Raw genomic sequence first — 17481 nt, 5'->3', positions numbered from 1 at the left:
CCGCCCTCCGGGGCGGCCCCGGCCTGCCTAGTCCACCTCGGCCACCGCCTGCGCGAACTGCGCCTTGTACAGGCGCGCGTACGCCCCGTCGGCCGCCAGCAGATCGCCGTGCGCCCCCTGCTCCACGATCGACCCGTTCTCCATCACCAGAATCGTGTCGGCGTCCCGGATCGTCGACAGCCGGTGCGCGATCACGAACGACGTCCGCCCGTGCGCCAGCTTCGCCATCGCCTTCTGGATGAGCACCTCGGTCCGGGTGTCGACGGAGCTGGTCGCCTCGTCGAGGACGAGGATCACCGGGTCGGACAGGAACGCCCGCGCGATGGTGATCAGCTGCTTCTCACCGGCGCTGACCCCACTGCCCTCGTCGTCGATCACGGTGTCGTAGCCGTCGGGCAGCGTCCGGATGAACCGGTCCGCGTGGGCCGCCCGCGCCGCCTCCTCGATCTCGCCCCGGGTGACCTCCCGGGACGCCCCGTACGCGATGTTCTCCGCGATGGTGCCGCCGAACAGCCAGGTGTCCTGGAGGACCATGCCGATCCCGGCGCGCAGCTCGTCGCGGGACATCTCGGCGACGTCGACGCCGTCGAGGGTGATGCGCCCGCCGGAGACGTCGTAGAACCGCATGAGCAGGTTGACCAGTGTGGTCTTGCCCGCGCCCGTGGGACCGACGATCGCGACCGTGTGGCCGGGCTCGACGACCAGCGACAGGTCCTCGATCAGCGGCTTGTCGGGGTCGTAGCGGAACGAGACGTGCTCCAGCGCCACCCGCCCGCGCAGTTCCTCGGGCCGTACGCCCGCCACTGGGTCGGGCTCCTGCTCCTCCGCGTCGAGCAGCTCGAAGATCCGCTCGGCGGAGGCGACACCCGACTGCACGAGGTTCGCCATCGACGCGACCTGCGTCAGCGGCATGGAGAACTGGCGCGAGTACTGGATGAAGGCCTGCACGTCACCGATCGACAGCGAGCCGGACGCCACCCGCAGACCGCCGACGACGGCCACCAGCACGTAGTTGATGTTCGACACGAACATCATCAGCGGCTGCATGATCCCGCTGTTGAACTGCGCCTTGAACCCGGCCTCGTACAGCGCCTCGTTCTGCTCGGCGAACTGCTTCGCCGACTCCTCCTGCCGGCCGAACACCTTCACCAGCGTGTGGCCGGTGTACATCTCCTCGATGTGCGCGTTCAGCTTGCCGGTGGAGCGCCACTGCTGCACGAAGTGCGGCTGCGACCGCTTGCCGACCCGGGTGGCCACGACCGCCGACAGCGGCACGGTGACCAGCGCCACCAGAGCGAGGATCCAGGACACCCAGAACATCATCGCCAGCACGCCGACGATGGTCAGCAGCGAGTTGATGAGCTGGCCCATCGACTGCTGGAGCGTCTGCCCGATGTTGTCGATGTCGTTCGTCGCCCGCGACAGCACCTCACCGCGCTGCCGCTTGTCGAAGTACGACAGCGGCAGCCGGGACATCTTCGTCTGCACGTCCTCGCGCATCCGGTACATGGTGCGGTTGACGGTCGCGTTGACCAGCCGGGTCGCCACCGCCATCAGCAGACCGGCGACGAGGAACACCACGAGCGCGAACAGCAGGACGTTCCCGACCGAGCCGAAGTCGATGCCCTTTCCGGGAGTGAAGTCCGTACCGCGGAGCATGTCGGCGACCTCGCCGTCGCCGCGCTCGCGCATCGAGTCGAGGACCTGCTCCTTGCTCGCCCCCTCCGGCATCTCCCTCCCGATGATGCCGGCGAAGACCAGGTCGGTGGCCTTGCCGAGGATCTTCGGCCCGATCACGTTGAGGCCGACGCTCATGACCACGCAGAACAGCATCGCGCAGAGGGTGAGCCGCTCCGGTTCGAACCGGGCGAGCAGCCGCCGCCCGGACACCTTGAAGTCCAGCGAGCGGTTCTCCGGGCCGGTCCCGGCCATCATCCGCCCCATGGGCCCCGCCATCAGGCAGCCTCCGCTTCCGTCAGCTGGGAGAGCACGATCTCCCGGTAGGTCTCGTTGTCCGCCATCAGTTCCTGGTGCGTGCCCGTGCCGACGACCCGGCCCTCGTCGAGGACGACGATCCGGTCGGCGTCCCGGATGGTGGCGACACGCTGGGCGACGATGACGACGGTCGCCTCCGCGGTCTCCCGCGCGAGCGCCGCCCGCAGCGCCGCGTCCGTGGCGTAGTCGAGGGCGGAGAAGGAGTCGTCGAAGAGGTAGATCTCCGGCCGCTGCACCAGGGTGCGGGCGATGGCGAGCCGCTGCCGCTGACCGCCGGAGACGTTGGTGCCGCCCTGCGCGATCGGCGAGTCCAGCCCGTTCTCGAGATTCCGGACGAACTCCTTGGCCTGCGCCACCTCCAGCGCGTGCCACAGCTCCTCGTCGGTGGCGTCGGGATTGCCGTAGCGCAGGTTGGTGGCGACCGTCCCCGCGAACAGATACGGCTTCTGCGGTACGAGCCCGACGGTCCGTGCCAGCAGCTCCGGGTCGAGGTCGGCCACCGGCACCCCGTCGACGAGCACCTCGCCGTCGGTGGCGTCGAACAGCCGGGGGACCAGCCCGAGCAGCGTGGACTTGCCGCTGCCGGTCGAGCCGATGACGGCGGTCGTCTCACCGGGCCGCGCCACCAGGTCGATGGCCTTCAGCACCGGCTCCTCGGCACCCGGATAGCGGAAGCCGGCCCCGCGGATCTCCAACTGTCCGTGCCGGCGCAGCTCGCGCACCGGCGACACCGGCGGCACGACGCTCGACTCGGTGTCCAGGACCTCCTGGACGCGCTCGGCGCACACCTCCGCGCGCGGCACCATCATGAACATGAAGGTGGCCATCATCACGGACATGACGATCTGCATGAGGTAGGCGAGGAAGGCGGTCAGATCACCGATCTGCATGCCACCGCTGTCGATCCGGTGGGCGCCGAACCACACCACCGCGATCGACGACAGGTTCACCGTCGTCATGACCACCGGGAACATCAGCGCGAGCAGGTTGCCGGTCTTCAGCGAGATGCCGGTGAGGTCCGCGTTGGCCTTCCGGAAGCGCTGCTCCTCGTACTCGTCCCGGACGAAGGCGCGGATGACCCGGTTGCCGGTGATCTGCTCGCGCAGCACCCGGTTCACCGTGTCCAGACGCGTCTGCATGGACCGGAACAACGGCCGCAGCCGCCGTACGATCAGCGTCACGCAGATGCCCAGCACCGGCACCACGGCGACCAGCACGCCGGACAGCGGCACGTCCAGGCCGAGCGCCAGCACGACACCGCCCACGCACATGATCGGCGCCGACACCATCAGCGTGAACGTCATCAGGGCCAGCATCTGGATCTGCTGGACGTCGTTCGTCGTCCGTGTGATCAGTGAGGGCGCGCCGAAGTGAGCGACCTCCCGCGCGGAGAAGGACTGCACCCGGTCGAAGACGGCCGCCCGTACGTCCCGGCCGAGCGCCGACGCGGTCCTCGCGCCGTAGTACACGGCGCCGACATTGCACACGACCTGCGCCAGCGAGATGCCGATCATCAGGCCGCCGTAGGACAGGATGTATCCCGTGTCCCCGTTCACCACACCGTCGTCGATGATGTCGGCGTTCAGCGTGGGCAGGTAGAGGGTGGCGCAGGTCTGCAGGAACTGCAGCAGCACCAGCAGGGTGATGGGTTTCTTGTAGGGCCTGAGGTAGGTCCGCAGAAGTCGTATGAGCACGCTACGTCTCTCGGAGTCGGCGGTAGGGGCATTGGTTGCCCGTGGCCCCTATCGTCGAACACTCCACCCGCGTTACCTCAACTGATTAACCCGACAGGGGCGTGCTATGGAGCCGCCCTCACCGGAACGCCGCCGGATGCGTCTGCTCCCGCACCGACACGAACTGCTGCCGCACCGCCTGCCCCACGGCCAGCTCCTCACCCGGCTCCAGCACCTGCGCCGCCGCCCCGTGCCAGGCCGGCGGCGTCCGCGGATCGAGCGTCCCCTGCGACACCCCGAGCGCCCAGGCGGCCTGCCGCGCCGCCCCGATCGCCGCGTAGTCGGCCGGCTGCGGTACGACGACCTGCGCCCCGAAGAGCGCGGGCGCGGCCGCCTGCACGGCCGGCAGCTCGGCCGCCGCCCCGAGCAGGAAGATCCGCCGCACCTCCACGCCCCGCCCGCGCAGCACGTCGAGCGCGTCCGCGAGCCCGCACAGCATGCCCTCGAACGCGGCCCGCGCGAAGTGCTCCGGCTTCATCGACTCCCGCCGCAGCCCGGCCAGCGTGCCCGCCGTGTGCGGCAGGTTCGGTGTGCGCTCACCTTCCAGATAGGGCAGCAGCACCAGCCCGTGCGATCCCGGCGTCGACTTCATCGCCAGCTCGGACAGACTCTCCAGATCCGGCACCCCGAGCAGCTCGGCGGCCCCGCGCAGGGTCCGTACGGCGTTCAGGGTGGTGACGACCGGCAGGTGCATGCCCGTCGCGTCCGCCAGGGAGGTGATCATCCCGCTCTGGTCGAGGAGCGCCTCGGGATGCACGGCCATCACGGAACCGGAGGCCCCGAGCGACACGACGGCGTCGCCGACGCCGAGCCCCAGCCCGAGCGCGGCCGCCATGGTCTCACCGGTCCCGGCGGAGATCAGCAGGCCCTCAGGGGTCGTACCGGCCGCGTCGGAGGGGCCGATCACCTCGGGCAGCATCGCCTGATGGCCGAGCGCCAGCTCGACCAGGTCGGGCCGGTAGCCGCCGGTGGCGGCCGACCAGTATCCGGTCCCGGAGGCCCCGCCCCGGTCGGTGGTTCTGCGCACCGGCCGCCCGAGCAACTGCCACACCAGCCAGTCGTGGGCCTGCATCAGCACGGCGGTCCGCAGTGCCGCGTCCGGCTCGTTCTTCGCCAGCCAGCGCAGCTTGGTCACCGGCTGCGCGGCCTGCGGCACGCACCCCACCGCCTGCGCCCAGGCCTCGCGCCCTCCGAGGGCGTCGATCAGATCGGCCGCCGCGACCTGCGCCCGCTTGTCCCCGCCGACCAGCGCGGGCCGCACGGTGTTGCCCTGCGCGTCCAGCGGCACGACCGCGTTCTGCTGCGAGGACACACCGATGGCCTGCACCCCTTCGAGCAGCCCGCCGCCGGCGGCCTCCCCGAGGGACAGCAGCCAGGCCTGAGGATCGACGTCGCTGGGCCGCCCCCCACCCTGAGAACCTTCCACCGGATGCGGCGCATACCCCTGCCTGAGCACGGCCCCCGTGTCCGTGTCGCAGACGACGATACGAGTGAAATCGGGTGAACTGTCCAACCCGGCGACTATCCCCATGTCGAAAATTCTGCCGCACGCTCCGCCGGGGTTGGGCCGCGGAGACCGCGGGGGTGGGCTCGGGGGCGCGGGCCCGGGAGCGTCGTGGCTGGTCGCACACTCCCGCGCGCCCCCGGGGTGGGATTCCGCACCCCTCCCCACGTCCTGCCCAGGTCATGTCCACGTGACCGTCCACGCGACGGGTCATGCCCGCGTGACCGTCCTCGCGATGTCCACGAGACGTCTACGGGTTGTTCGTGCCCCAGTCGTCCTGGCCGCCGTCGTGGGCGCTGCGCTCCCGCAGCGAGCGTACGCGGCTCGCGACCGACTCGGGCATCCGCTCGCCGACCCTGTCGCTCACCACGTGGTACGCCCTGCCCGCGAACTGGCGGCCCTGTTGGGCGGCCGTCTCCGCGGTGTTGCGGACGGCGGGGTTCTGCGCGACCTGCCGCGCGGACTTCTTCAACTGCTCGTAGCGTTCGCGCCCGGCCCGTGTGCCCAGCACGTAACCCAGGGCGAGTCCGACGACGAACGTGAGCCGGTAGCGCATGACGGCCACCCTTCCCTCGTATAGGTCTCTGGTGCGGCATCGGTGCTGGAGGGAACCGATTGGCGGAGCACCCCCCTGCTTGCGCTAATGTATGTGTCGCAGCGAGCGCCCGCCCTCTGGCGAATACCCAGGTAGGTGCGTTCGATGCAACGAGGCATTCCTCCGTAGCTCAATTGGCAGAGCAGCCGGCTGTTAACCGGCAGGTTACTGGTTCGAGTCCAGTCGGGGGAGCTCGGTCCTCCGTAGCTCAATTGGCAGAGCAGCCGGCTGTTAACCGGCAGGTTACTGGTTCGAGTCCAGTCGGGGGAGCATCGTGATCGAGGACCCCGTAGGGGTCCTTTTTCATGTCCGCGGGAACCACGCAGGTCGCGGCAGGGGTCCTCAGGGGCGTGCGACGTCGGACCAGGCGGAGCGTGAGATCGTATGAGCGGCTATGCTGCGGCAGACGGCGCGCACACATGTACGCGACACGCCGCTATGGGGCGGTAGCTCAGCCGGTTAGAGCAGCGGACTCATAATCCGTCGGCCGTGGGTTCGAGTCCCACCCGCCCCACCACTCGCTACGCGAGAAGAATCGATCTGACCAGCAGCTATGCGAACTGGGCAGCGAGTTGAGGGACGCTCGTAGAGTGTCTCGATGCGTGTTTCATGATCGACAGGACAGATTCGGGACGCCGATTACGGTCAAGTCGGTCATAGGCCCCATGGGGTGATTCGTGTCGGGGTGCAGCAGGCCCCGCTGATCCGTCCTGCGTCGGGAAGCAGTCCGAATGGAAACGCCTCGGCATCCTGCCCGCCTCCCCTGAGCGGTCTTTTGCGGTCGGTCGTCGCATGCGATGTTGGCGATGTATCTTGAATGCATACATTGCGTATGTTGGAGGTGTCTCCGGTGTCTGTGACTCAGATTGATCTCGACGACGAGGCGCTGGCCGAGGCCATGCGGCTCATGGGTGCCACGACGAAGAAGGAGACCGTCAACGCGGCGCTTCGGGACTACGTGGCGCGGATCAAGAGGCTTGAGGCCGCGGAGAAGCTGGCCGCGCGAGGTGAGCGCGGCGAGTTCGAGCAGGCCGCAGCGGCGCATGAAGCCGAGAAGCGTGCGCGGCGCGAGGCCTTCGAGTGATCACGTACCTGGTGGACACCTCGGCTCTGTGGCATCTGTTCCGTACCCCAGGTGCGCTGCGCCCCTGGGAGGGACACATCGCCGCCGGGGTGTTCCACATCTGCGAGCCGACACGTGCCGAATTCCTCTACTCGGCGACCAGCCCGTCTCACCGAGATGAGCTGGCCGAGGAACTGGACGCGCTCTGTCTGCTCTCCCCGGTTCCGAAGAACGCCTGGCGGTGGGTCGACACCGCCCAGTACAAACTGACCCAGAGGGGCCAGCATCGGGCGGCGGGAGCGATCGACCTGTTGGTGTGTGCGACAGCTGTACACCATGGGCACACCGTCCTCCACGTGGACAATGACTTCGCGACGGTGGCCGGAGTCCTCAAGGAAGTCCAGCAGCGAGACGCACGAGCCTGATCTCCGGAGGCAGGAACACGTCTGTCGGCTTCTGACCTCGGTGATTGATGTCTCCGGGGCGCATCACTACGACCTAGCCCTGCATGCGCGAGGCCGACAGCTTCGGCGCACCGAACGCGCCCGCCACCTTGGAGCTATCCCCACGTGCGCGGGGCCGACTGGCGGGCATTCGGAGGCGGCAGGAAGAACATGGAGCTATCCCCGCCTACGTGGGGCCGACCTGCAGTTCAACCAACCGGGCAAGGCGGACAAGGAGCTATCCCCGCGTGCGCGGGGTCCACTACGTGCGCGCAGTGACGGTGACGACGGGCGGAGAGCTATTCCCGCGTGTGCGGGGCCAACGCCGTTCAGACCGCGTACGACAAGCAGTTCGAGGAGCTATCCCCGCGGGTGGCGGGCCCATGGCCACGAGGCGGTCGGCAGCACGGTCGTGGGGGAGCCATTCCCGCGTGTGCGAGGCCTACGTGTGCAGGTCGTCCAGCGTCGTGGCGACGTAGGAGTTATCCCCGCGTACGCGGGGCCGAAGGTCAGAATGGACGCGCTCTTGACCTATGCCCGTGTGGGGCCAGGGAAGCACCCTAGCCGTTGCGGGTCCGCTGGCTGAACTACTTGTCGTGGTCACCTGGTCAAGCCGGTGACGGGATTGCAGGTGATGCCGGTGGGGCCGCTGATGCAAACCCCAGTGCTGGGGTTCAACAGGGCGACGTAGCGGTTTCTCAGTGCCGGGCGGGGGACTGTCGGCCAGGTCTCGGGCGGAGGGAGGGCGTTGATTCCGGTGAACCAGTGTGCGGGCAGGGACGCGGTGTTGAGGAGGAGGTCTTGTTGTTGTCGGCGGCGGGCGGGGGAGTCGGCGCTATGGCGGGTGAGGTCAGCGCGTCGCTGTCCGGATGGGTCGTAGGTGAGGGTGCCGTTTGGCTGCTTGTACAGGAGGATGGCGTCGATCGGAGGCTCACTGAGGCGCGAGATGCCGCGGATGCCGGCGATGCCGTCGCTGTCGCCGGAACCGTGGCTCTTGCCGGATGCGAGGTCGGTCACGGGAATTGACCTGCCGCGGCGGGTGAAGGGGCGGAACGCACGGCTGAGGGACTGGCCCTCCTCGTTGCCGTAGTCGGTTTGCAGGCGGCGAGATGTGCGGTCGAGAAGCTCGCCGAGGGCGCCGACGGCGGTGGGTTTTGGGCCGTAGACCTCTTCGATAAATGGGGTGGTGTCTGCGGGCGTGATGAGATGCACGGTGCCGTCCTGACCGGCGCGTTGGATGAGGGCGTACCAGGTGGCGGCCAAGAGGTAGGGGGAATACACGTGGCCGTCGGGGTTGCCCTGAGACTGTGCTTCGCCTGGGTTCGGGGGTTCGACCATGGGCAGTTCGTCGGAGCCGGGCTGGGTGAGGATGGTCATGCGCGGCTTGCGGAACGCGTCGGGCCGTGAGGAGTCGTTGACTTGGTGCCGGTGGATACGGCCGCGACGCTGGATGAGGACGTCGATCGGCGCGAGGTCGGTGTAGATCCGGTCGAAGTCGATGTCGAGGGACTGCTCAGCAACTTGCGTGGCGATGACCAGAAGACGGTCTGGCCGCTCGGGGTTGCGGTGGGTACGGTCCTTGCCCGGGCCGAGGCGTCTGGTCAGTAGATCTTCACCAGGGAGGCGGTAGCGGGGCAGGTTCTGGCCGTGCAGGAGCACGATATCTCTCGGTGACCATCCGTGTGTCTGGGCGCAGTGTGTGGCGACCCTGTACAAGTCGACGGCTGTGGCCACGCGGTTGCGGATCACCACGGTGATCCCGCCTTTTCCGGCCTCGTGCATGAGGCGGGCAGCGAGGGCGGCGGCGCCGGGATCGGGCAGGAAATCGATGAAGGTGTGCAGTTCTGCGGGGGCGGTCCGGTCGCTTTGGCTGCTTTGGTCGGTGTTGTTGGTTTGGCCGGTGTGCGTGATGGTGCCGTGTTGGTCAACGACGGTGATGGGGCCGGTCTGATCCGTGTGTGCCGTGGGGACGCGGTGGCCGTCGCACCACGCGCGGACGAGGGCGGTGCGTACGGCGCTGGGCAGGGTCGCGGATAGGACGACGACGGAGGCGCCGGCGTCGGCGAGCCATGCGATGGCGGCTTCGAGAAGTCCTTGCTGGAAGAGCTCGTATGCGTGGGCCTCGTCGATGATGAGTGTCTTGGCGGCGAGGCCGAACATGCGCAGCATCCAGTGATGACTGGGCTGGGCGGCGAGGGCCACTTGGTCGATGGTGCCGATGGCGAAGGGGGCGATCAGGCCCAGGCAGCGGCGCAGGTACCAGGGGCTGAGGACGGCCCGGCGCTGTAGGGGGTCGTCGGGCGCGGGAGTGGAGATGAAATCTTCGAGCCCTTCGAGTGCCGCCTGAGTCCGGGTGCGCCCGGCATCGAGGAGCTGGTGGACGAAGTCGGTGGCCTCCGCCGTGCTGTGGACGACGGCGAGGTTGGCCGTGTTCTGCTCGCCGAGGGCCCGGTCCATGAAGGCGGCGATCTCGCGGGCCGTTTGGTTGGCGGCGGCCCGGGTCGGCATGGCCATGTATAGGCCCTGGTATCCGCAGGTAACGGCGAGGTGGTGGGCGCACCACAGGGCGAGGCGGGTCTTTCCCGATCCGGTGTCGGATTCGACGATGACGAGCGCGGGACCGGTAGCGGGCAGGGCGGCCATGGCGGCGGACTGGAAGGGGCGCGGTGCGGTGTTGGGGAACAGGTCGCTCCAGTCGGCGGCGGGCTCGGGCTGCCAGGCGTCCAGCCGTAGTCGCGTGACCGCGTCGCGTGCCTGCTTGCTGGAGGCGTGCCACCACTGGGACGGGCTGGTGGTGAGGGTGCGGTAGGTGAAGTGGGATTCATCGGAGGCGATCCAGTCGGCGAGGATCACCAGCCCGGCGAACAGCACAAGTGCGCTGGGGCGTTCGGGCGTCACCAACTGGGGGAGGGTGGTGAGATCGACTCCGATCAGGTCGGCTGTGTCCTGGATGAGTTCTGAGTAGATCGGTAGCCAGTCAGTGATGTCGGCAGCCATGGCCGCGCGGCCGATGGTGTCGGGGCTGGGGATATCTCCGTGGTGGCCGCCGAGGAGGGCAGCGGTGGTGTGGAGTCCGGCTGATGGCGAGCCGGTCCCGCCGCAGCCCTCGCAGATGCAGCCGAGGAGCCGTGGCAGATGTACGGCGGTGATGTGCTCATGTCGCGCGCCAGGCTGGGCGTCGAGATCCTTACCCAGGGGAAGACCGGCAGCGCGGGCCTGACGCTCCCATTCAGTACGGGCCTGCCGCAGATAGGGGCCGTCCCAGCGGCTGGCGCCGAACATGTGAAGGAAGCACCCGGAGCCCTTCCCGAGGTCGTGCAGGGCGGCCAGGAACATCACCACTCGGCGGGCCGTGTCCTCACGGCCGCCGCCGAACGCGTCGGCGAGCCGGGCCCAGGCCGTGAGGGGGAGATACCGGTCCCACAGCTGAGCGACGCAGGCAGCTGTGTCGAGAGCGTGAGCGAGCAGCGGATTCCACGCCGGGCCGCCCCCACGATGACTGATTCTGTACCGGTCTGTCTTGGCCCAGATGAACAAGTGCCGTCGTACTGACCAATTATGACTAGTCGTCATATCCCTCCCCAGATAGTGCTACTGTCCCCATCCGCAACGGTGCTGCCCAACAGAGCGCGTTCTTTTTGAAGCCAACTCCGTCTGGAAGGAGGTGGAAGCACGATGCGGTGGGAACCGCGAGCCCAAGCATGCATCCCGGTACTGACAACCGGCCCTGACCTGCGGCGAGTCAAGATGAACCTGGTCGATGTGTTCCGCCGGGCCGATGAACTGGCCGCTGTCTGCGGTGACACCCCAGGTGAAACAGCCGCGCTGATCGACTGGCTAGTCGGCCTGATCTACGCGGCGGATCAGCATCCCGAGACCTCCGACGAGTGGCTGTCGTGGGTTACCGACCGCACACCGCTGAACAAGGTGGCCGACTGGATCGCAAGTCACTCCGGATGCTGGGACCTCTTCGACCCCGAGCGGCCCCTCGGCCAGAACCCCGCCCTCCGCCCTCACCTCGACGACTACGGTGTCGGGCCCGCACAGCTCTTCCTGGAACGGGTCGGGGACTACAACCAGTTCTTCAACCTCCACCATCTCCACCACCCGGAGCCCGTACCGGCGGATGCCGCATGGCGTGCGATGCTCACCCAGCACGCGTACGGGATCGGGATGCGCGGCAGGATCAAGGCCAAGGACATGGGACTGCCGGGGACCTTCACCAACCTCGGCACCAACCGGCTGGCCACCCGCCTGAAGGTCATCGCCCGCCCGGCCTGGCCAGGAGCCACCCTCGGTGACCTGCTGCGCCTCAACACCGCCCCGTGGCCGGACGAACCTGGGCCGCTCAACCTGACGTGGAACCAAGGCGAGCCCTCCCGACGAGACTTCACACGCCCGGGACCACAGCAAACCCGCACTCCGCGGGGACCGGCTGATCTCCACACCGTGCTCGGCCGCTCGATCGCATTGCGCCCAACCGTCCTTCCCGACGGCTGCGTTGGAGTCGACCGGGTACTTATCGGCGCCGGTGAAACCCTTGCCGAGTTGCCCGCAACGTACCTACAGGACGCCGTCACCTTCGAAAGTCCGGGCGGGAAGAAGACCCTGCTCAAGCCGTCCCCCACGAGGGAGCTATGGCGGGAGTCCCACGCTCTGTACGCGGCCGTCGCCGAGCGCGACAAGGGCACCGATCTGTACGGCCGCATCGCAATGCTGCACGGCCGCCGCGTACACCTGTGGGCCATCGGCCTGCTCGCCACCCAGGGCAAGCTCACTACATGGTTGTCTGACGAGTTCCCGTACGTGCCCGGCCGGGAGACCCAGCTGCGTCACGCCGCCGAGCAGGGCTCGGCGATCTGCGAGTACACCGCGCGCTCCCTCTATCTGGTGGCCGCGGTCGCACGCGAGATCGCCTATCCCAATCCCAAGCCGGACGACAAGGCTGCCCAACTCGCCCGCTTCAACGGCGAACCGGAGATGTGGGCCGGGGCTGGCGACTTGTTCCACCACCTGCTGGACCAGGTTGCCGACACCGGCGCCGCCATCGAGGCCCTGGCAACCTTCGGCCGCGACATCCGCGCCCTGGCCATCACGTCCCTCGACGGGCGCCTGACCAGCCTGCCCCCAGGAGGCACCGGACTGCAGGCCCGCATCACCGCGCGCGCCCGGCTCCGCGCCCTTCTCCGCCACAGCAAAGCGCCTGTCCAGTTGAAGGAACCCGCAGATGTCTGACCTTGCCCCGACAGCCGACGCCAAGCCGCCCGGCACCCAGCTCACGGACTGGCTGTGCGGCCTGGTCCGCACGCACAATCTCGGTGCTCTCGCAGCCCTGCGCAGACCAGACCCACCCCGCCGTACCGAGGCCCACCACCTTGCCGTGGCGTTCGCCCCGTCCGAGGAAGAGCAGCAGATCTACCAGTTCACCGCGTTCCTCTTCGCTCGCTACCATGCCGGAGCCCTCCGCCCGCACTACGGATACGGCGACATGGGCACAGCCATGCGGAAGATCGGCAGCGGTGCCGGCCGCGGCCCCGCCGACCCTGGGGCCAAGCGGCTGCTGGACCGGATCACCGCATCCCGCGAGATCCCCTGGCGGCATCTGCAGCACGCCATCGAACGGGCCCGCGCCTGCGACACCACCCCGCCGTCCTGGGCCCAGCTCCCCGAGGACCTGGCCCGCTGGAAGAGCCGCGACCGGTTGAAGAGCCGAGACAGGTCCGTCGCCGATACCTGGGGCGCCTCCTTCTACACGCCCACCTACACGAAGAGGACAACCACGTGACCGCCCTCCCCACCCCGGCCGCAGAGCTTCTCACCGGTGACCAGTACCTCTCCCTGCACCTGCTGGAGACATTCACTGCCGCGCTTCCCGTACGCGACGAGAACGGCATGCCCAAGCAGTTCGTCTTCGGCGGCGACGCCCGTACGATGATCACCGCACAAGCACGGCGACGTGCCGAACGCACCCACAGCCGCGAGCGCGCCAACGCCGGCCAGGGACCACTCGCCGGATACACCATGGGCATCCGCACCCGCGAATGGGCCAAACTCACCGCCAAGGCGCTCGCCGACCGGTACGGATGGGACCGGGCCGATGCGCTGGCCACCGCCAAGGCCCTACTCGAAGGCGTCGGCCTGAAGTTCGGTGCCAAGCCCACCACTCGCGACCTGACCCAGGTGCTGCTGTTCGCGCCCGAGGACGCCGGACAAGTCATCGCCGACTGGATCCAGGAACACCGTGCCGAAGTGACCGCCTGGACCAGCGACTACCTCACGGCCAAGGAAGCGGGGGCCGCCGCCGAGGCCGCGAAGAAAGCCGCGGCCGCGGCCGCCAGAAAGGCGAAGAAGAACGGCACAGATGCCCCCGCCCCAGCTGCCGATGACAACCAGCCCAACAACGAGGAGCAGCTCCCGTCCGTACCCCGAAAGATCCGCGAAGCGATCCTGTCGGCGCTCGCTCCCCGCGACGCCATCGACATCGCCCTCTACGGCCGGTTCCTCGCCGAGATCGCCGACTCGCCCAACGTGGACGGCGCCATCCAGACCGCGCACGCTTTCACCGTCCATGCCGCCGAGCACATCGACGACTTCTACGCCGCCGCCGATGACGCCAAGCTCCACCGCAAGGCCCACGCCCTGGACTACATCGACGCCGCCGACGACTCCGGCGCAGGCATGACCGGCTACCAGTCGCTCATCTCCGGCACCTTCTACCGCCACGCGGTCCTCGACCGCTACAAGCTGCGGATCAACCTGCTCGCCTCCGGCATGAAGCCCGACCAGGTACAGGCCGCCGCCGAAGCCGCCGAACTCGAATTCGTCGAGGCGTTCGCCAACGCCATCCCCCAGGCCAAGAAGAACACCACGGCTGCAACCGGCGTCCTGCCCAAGCTGGTCATGGCCTTCACTGGGGCCCGGCCCTTCAACTACGCCGGGATTTTCGAGAAGCCGATCGCCGAAGAGACCGATGGCGTGGCATCCGTCGCAGCCGCCGACCGCCTCCTGAACCAGCACGCTCTCGTTCTGCGAAAGCGCACGGACATCTCACCCGCCCAGGTGCTCACCTACGACCTCGACGTACAGGAACTCATCGACTCCCGTACGGCCGCCGGCACCCTGCCCGGAGTGGAAGCCAACAGCATCGAGGAGCTGACCAGCCGGTGACCTCCGTGCTTCTGCTACGCCTGGCCGGTCCCCTCCAGTCGTGGGGAGCCCTGGCCCGGTTCGACCGTCGCGACACCCTCAACCGGCCGACGAAGTCCGGCGTGACCGGACTCATCGCCGCCGCCCTCGGCCTGGACCGAGCAGACGACCTCGGCGCGCTCACCGACCTGCGCTTCGCCGTAAGGGCCGACCGTCCCGGCACCGCCGTCCGAGACTTCCACATCGTCGGGAGCGGCACTTACCCGCTACGCCCCCGCGACTTGATCACCGACCACCGTCGGGCCGAAAAGGCCGCTGCCGCTCTCGAAACCAGCACCGGTCCCGTGTTCGGACACCTCGCCGCCCGCTCCGTCACCAAGTGGTACGGCGCCCCGAAGGAAATCGCCCCGGACCCGAAGACCGGCGTTCTGCTGGCAGGCAACATCACGCGCGATGCAATGATGACGACCCGCTGGTACCTGGCGGACGCAGCATTCGTCGCGGCTGTCGAGCACCCGGACCAGGATCTCCTGCACCGCATCAGCCACGCCGTGGAGCGCCCCAAACGCCTCCTCTGGCTCGGCCGCAAGTCCTGCCCCCCGAGCGGCACCATCTCCGGCGGAGTCCATTCAGGAACTGCCGAGACGATTCTCACCGCGACCGCGCTCCTGCCCAACGCCACCAGTCCACAGCCATGGGCCTGGATCGAAGCCGCCCCCGGCACCCCCGGCGCCGCACAGAGAACAGACCAGCCCGTCACCTACCACCCCGAACACCGCACCCACACGGCACGGTGGGAGACCCGCACCCGGATCAGCCCCGAGCCGACCATCGGATGGGACATCATCCCGTGAGCACCTCCCGACTGATCACCTGTCAGAGCATCATCCAACTCGATCTCAACCACACCTATGCCGCGCCCGCGCTCATGGATGCCCACCACATGCATCGCATCGTGATGGGCGGCTTCAAAGGGTGGGTCCCGGACGGCGCCGACGCCCCCCGCGCCCAAGTCGGCGTTCTGTCCACCTGGTCCGCCAACTTGGCGACACAAACCCTGCTGATCATCGTTCAGTCACGCGTACGCCCCGACTGGACCGCCATCCCACGCGGGGCCCTCTGCGCCCCAGTCGACATCCGTACCGTCGACGAGACCATCAGCATCGGGGACCGATTCACGTTCCGCACCGTGGTCTCCCCGACCAAGACGCGGGCGGACCTCAAGCAGAAGGGTAAACCTGTCATCAAGCGGCTCCCGCACGTCCTCCCCGCACACGTGCGCACGTGGTTCGAGGACCGCCTCCAACCCGCTGGAACAGCCGCCACCGCGCCAAGCGGCATCCCCCGCATAGGCGCCGACGCCGAGCGGACCACCCTCGCCATCCGGATGCTGCCGCCGGTCAGTACCGACCACCACAAGGGACTGAAGATCACCCGCGCCGAAATCCGCGGCACCCTCACCGTCACCGACCCGGCCACATTCACCAAGACCATCACCACCGGCCTCGGCCGCGCCCGCGCCTACTCCTGCGGCCTCATCCTGACCAGACCCACCCAGGAACAATCCGAAGTTCAGGCAGGCACACTGCGGCTCGACGCAAGTGCATGAAATCGCACATGATCGCCACGAACGTGCCAGCTCAGGAAGGGTCGGTCCCGCGCACCGGGGATAGCTCCGGGGACCTCGACGTCCTGATCGGCGTCGACTAGTCGGTCCCGCGCACGCGGGGATGGCTCCTCGCGTGCGCGGCGGCGGTGTGGGAGGCCGGGTCGGCCCTGCGCACGTGTCGCGACGCGGGGATAGCTCCCGGACCAGGTCCGGACCGCGTTCGCCGACCCAATCGGCCCCGCGCACGCAGGGATAGCTCCTTCAAGGCGGTGTACGGCGGCGGCAGCATCACGTCGGCCCCGCGTACGCGGGGATAGCTCCTTGGCCGCGGTCTCAATGTCCTAGCGGGAACCGTCGGCCCTCATACGCGGGGATAGCTCCGGTCCGGCGCCCACGACTGCAGCACAGCAGTCGTCGGCCCCGCGCACGCGGGGATAGCCCCTACCTGGCGGGCGGGAACACGCTCGCGATGACGTCGGCCCCCCGCGCACGTGGGGATAGCCCCACGTGGGTTCCGGTGACTGGGGCGCAGTTGGTGTCGGCCCCGCGCACCCGGGGATAGCCCCCTGCGGCTGGCACCCAAGGCGGTGATGACGCTGTCGGCCCCGCGCACGCGGGGATAGCTCCGAATGCCAGAACGCAGCGAACTACCTGTTGTCGTCGGTCCTGCGCCTGCGGTGATAGCTGCCCCTCCTGCGGGGCCTCGGTCACGATGGTGAAGTCGGCCCCGCGCCCGCGGGACAGCTCCTACATCGCTCTGCTGTTCAACGGCAGCACGCCACCGGCCTTGCGCGTGCGATAGCTCCATCGTCAAGATGTACTCGCGGATGCTCCCGTCATCGACTCCGCCCATGCGGGGATAGCTCCCTTATCCAGGGCCCGGCAACCCTCTACTCTGGGTCGGCCCCAGGCACATGGGGATAGCTCCGCCCAGATGCTAATGACGTGCTGGCTCCACGCAATGGCCCCGCGCACGCGGGGATGGCTCCCCGGGCGTGTGGGTCATGAGCCAGCCGGGCGCGTCGGCCCCGCGCACGCGGGGATAACTCCTGGAACGGCAGGTTGTTCTGCCGCCAGTAGAAGTAGGCCCCGCGCTCGCGGGGTAGCTCCTTCGGCTCGGGTGCGACGACGGCCGACAACTGATCGGCCTCGTGCACGCGGGGATAGCCCCCAGGGAATCGACACCCCGGACATGGCGGGCACGTCGGTCCCGCCTACGCGGGGACAGCTCCCGAAACCCCCTGGAGGTGCTGCATAGTTCGTTGTCAGTCTCGCGTCCGGGGATAACTCCGCCATGGAGGACGCGTACACCGCGGTGCTGAAGCTGTCCTCCCGCGTGCGGCGATAGCCCGTAGGGTGTCATCGTTGAGGCGACGAAGGAAATTTCGGTCCC

The 17481-nt window shown here is 68.5% G+C and carries 12 protein-coding genes and 3 tRNA genes; 10 read left to right on the top strand and 5 right to left on the bottom strand.

Annotation, left to right across the window (positions count from 1 at the left end; genetic code table 11):
- Nucleotides 1-27 precede the first annotated feature (27 nt).
- The 4 genes from ACPT94_RS33235 to ACPT94_RS33220 form a co-directional block, all read right to left on the bottom strand.
- Nucleotides 28-1956 carry an ABC transporter ATP-binding protein gene (locus ACPT94_RS33235; protein WP_425247525.1) on the bottom strand — a complete coding sequence of 643 codons (1929 nt, stop codon included), beginning with the start codon at nt 1954-1956 and terminating at the stop codon, nt 28-30.
- Nucleotides 1956-3689 (bottom strand): ABC transporter ATP-binding protein, encoded by a 1734-nt coding sequence (locus ACPT94_RS33230; RefSeq protein ID WP_360344859.1) that lies wholly within the window; start codon nt 3687-3689, stop codon nt 1956-1958. The genes ACPT94_RS33235 and ACPT94_RS33230 overlap by 1 nt, the downstream gene beginning before the upstream one ends.
- A gap of 118 nt (nt 3690-3807) precedes the next feature.
- Nucleotides 3808-5259 carry a xylulokinase gene (locus ACPT94_RS33225; RefSeq protein ID WP_360344861.1) on the bottom strand — a complete coding sequence of 484 codons (1452 nt, stop codon included), beginning with the start codon at nt 5257-5259 and terminating at the stop codon, nt 3808-3810.
- 223 nt (nt 5260-5482) lie between these two features.
- Nucleotides 5483-5788 (bottom strand): YtxH domain-containing protein, encoded by a 306-nt coding sequence (locus tag ACPT94_RS33220; protein WP_360344863.1) that lies wholly within the window; start codon nt 5786-5788, stop codon nt 5483-5485.
- 158 nt (nt 5789-5946) lie between these two features.
- Here ACPT94_RS33220 and ACPT94_RS33215 point away from each other — a divergent pair.
- From ACPT94_RS33215 to ACPT94_RS33195, 5 genes are all read left to right on the top strand, one after another.
- Nucleotides 5947-6019: transfer RNA gene (locus ACPT94_RS33215), tRNA-Asn, on the top strand.
- A gap of 5 nt (nt 6020-6024) precedes the next feature.
- Nucleotides 6025-6097, top strand: a tRNA-Asn gene (locus ACPT94_RS33210).
- Nucleotides 6098-6267: 170 nt separating this feature from the next.
- Nucleotides 6268-6344, top strand: a tRNA-Ile gene (locus tag ACPT94_RS33205).
- Between the two features lie 333 nt (nt 6345-6677).
- Nucleotides 6678-6911, top strand: a complete 234-nt coding sequence (locus ACPT94_RS33200; RefSeq protein ID WP_031111806.1) for a type II toxin-antitoxin system VapB family antitoxin — start codon at nt 6678-6680, stop codon at nt 6909-6911.
- Nucleotides 6908-7315, top strand: a complete 408-nt coding sequence (locus ACPT94_RS33195; protein WP_425247524.1) for a PIN domain nuclease — start codon at nt 6908-6910, stop codon at nt 7313-7315. The genes ACPT94_RS33200 and ACPT94_RS33195 overlap by 4 nt, the downstream gene beginning before the upstream one ends.
- Nucleotides 7316-7933: 618 nt before the next feature.
- On the opposite strand, the gene cas3 is transcribed toward ACPT94_RS33195, so the two are convergent.
- Nucleotides 7934-10906, bottom strand: a complete 2973-nt coding sequence (gene cas3 / locus ACPT94_RS33190) for a CRISPR-associated helicase Cas3' (protein ID WP_425247522.1) — start codon at nt 10904-10906, stop codon at nt 7934-7936.
- A 102-nt stretch (nt 10907-11008) separates the two neighbouring features.
- Here cas3 and ACPT94_RS33185 point away from each other — a divergent pair, with 102 nt between their 5' ends.
- From ACPT94_RS33185 to cas6e, 5 genes are read left to right on the top strand one after another with little or no spacing between them, the layout of a single operon-like run.
- Nucleotides 11009-12568, top strand: a complete 1560-nt coding sequence (locus ACPT94_RS33185) for a type I-E CRISPR-associated protein Cse1/CasA (RefSeq protein ID WP_425247521.1) — start codon at nt 11009-11011, stop codon at nt 12566-12568.
- Nucleotides 12561-13118 (top strand): type I-E CRISPR-associated protein Cse2/CasB, encoded by a 558-nt coding sequence (gene casB / locus ACPT94_RS33180; RefSeq protein ID WP_425247520.1) that lies wholly within the window; start codon nt 12561-12563, stop codon nt 13116-13118. Before ACPT94_RS33185 ends, casB begins: the two co-directional genes overlap by 8 nt.
- Entirely contained in the window at nt 13115-14500 is a 1386-nt protein-coding gene (locus tag ACPT94_RS33175; protein WP_425247519.1) for a type I-E CRISPR-associated protein Cas7/Cse4/CasC, read from the top strand. The genes casB and ACPT94_RS33175 overlap by 4 nt, the downstream gene beginning before the upstream one ends.
- Nucleotides 14497-15333 carry a type I-E CRISPR-associated protein Cas5/CasD gene (cas5e, locus tag ACPT94_RS33170; protein ID WP_425247518.1) on the top strand — a complete coding sequence of 279 codons (837 nt, stop codon included), beginning with the start codon at nt 14497-14499 and terminating at the stop codon, nt 15331-15333. The genes ACPT94_RS33175 and cas5e overlap by 4 nt, the downstream gene beginning before the upstream one ends.
- The gene (cas6e, locus tag ACPT94_RS33165; protein ID WP_425247517.1) at nt 15330-16088 is read left to right on the top strand and encodes a type I-E CRISPR-associated protein Cas6/Cse3/CasE; all 759 of its coding nucleotides are present in this window, start codon (nt 15330-15332) and stop codon (nt 16086-16088) included. The genes cas5e and cas6e overlap by 4 nt, the downstream gene beginning before the upstream one ends.
- Nucleotides 16089-17481 lie beyond the last annotated feature (1393 nt).

The sequence above is a fragment of the Streptomyces aurantiaciflavus genome, assembly GCF_049808595.1.
Taxonomy (GTDB): Bacteria; Actinomycetota; Actinomycetes; order Streptomycetales; family Streptomycetaceae; genus Streptomyces.
The sequence above is the reverse complement of the archived record's forward strand: the minus strand, read 5'-3'. Positions and strand labels throughout refer to the sequence as shown.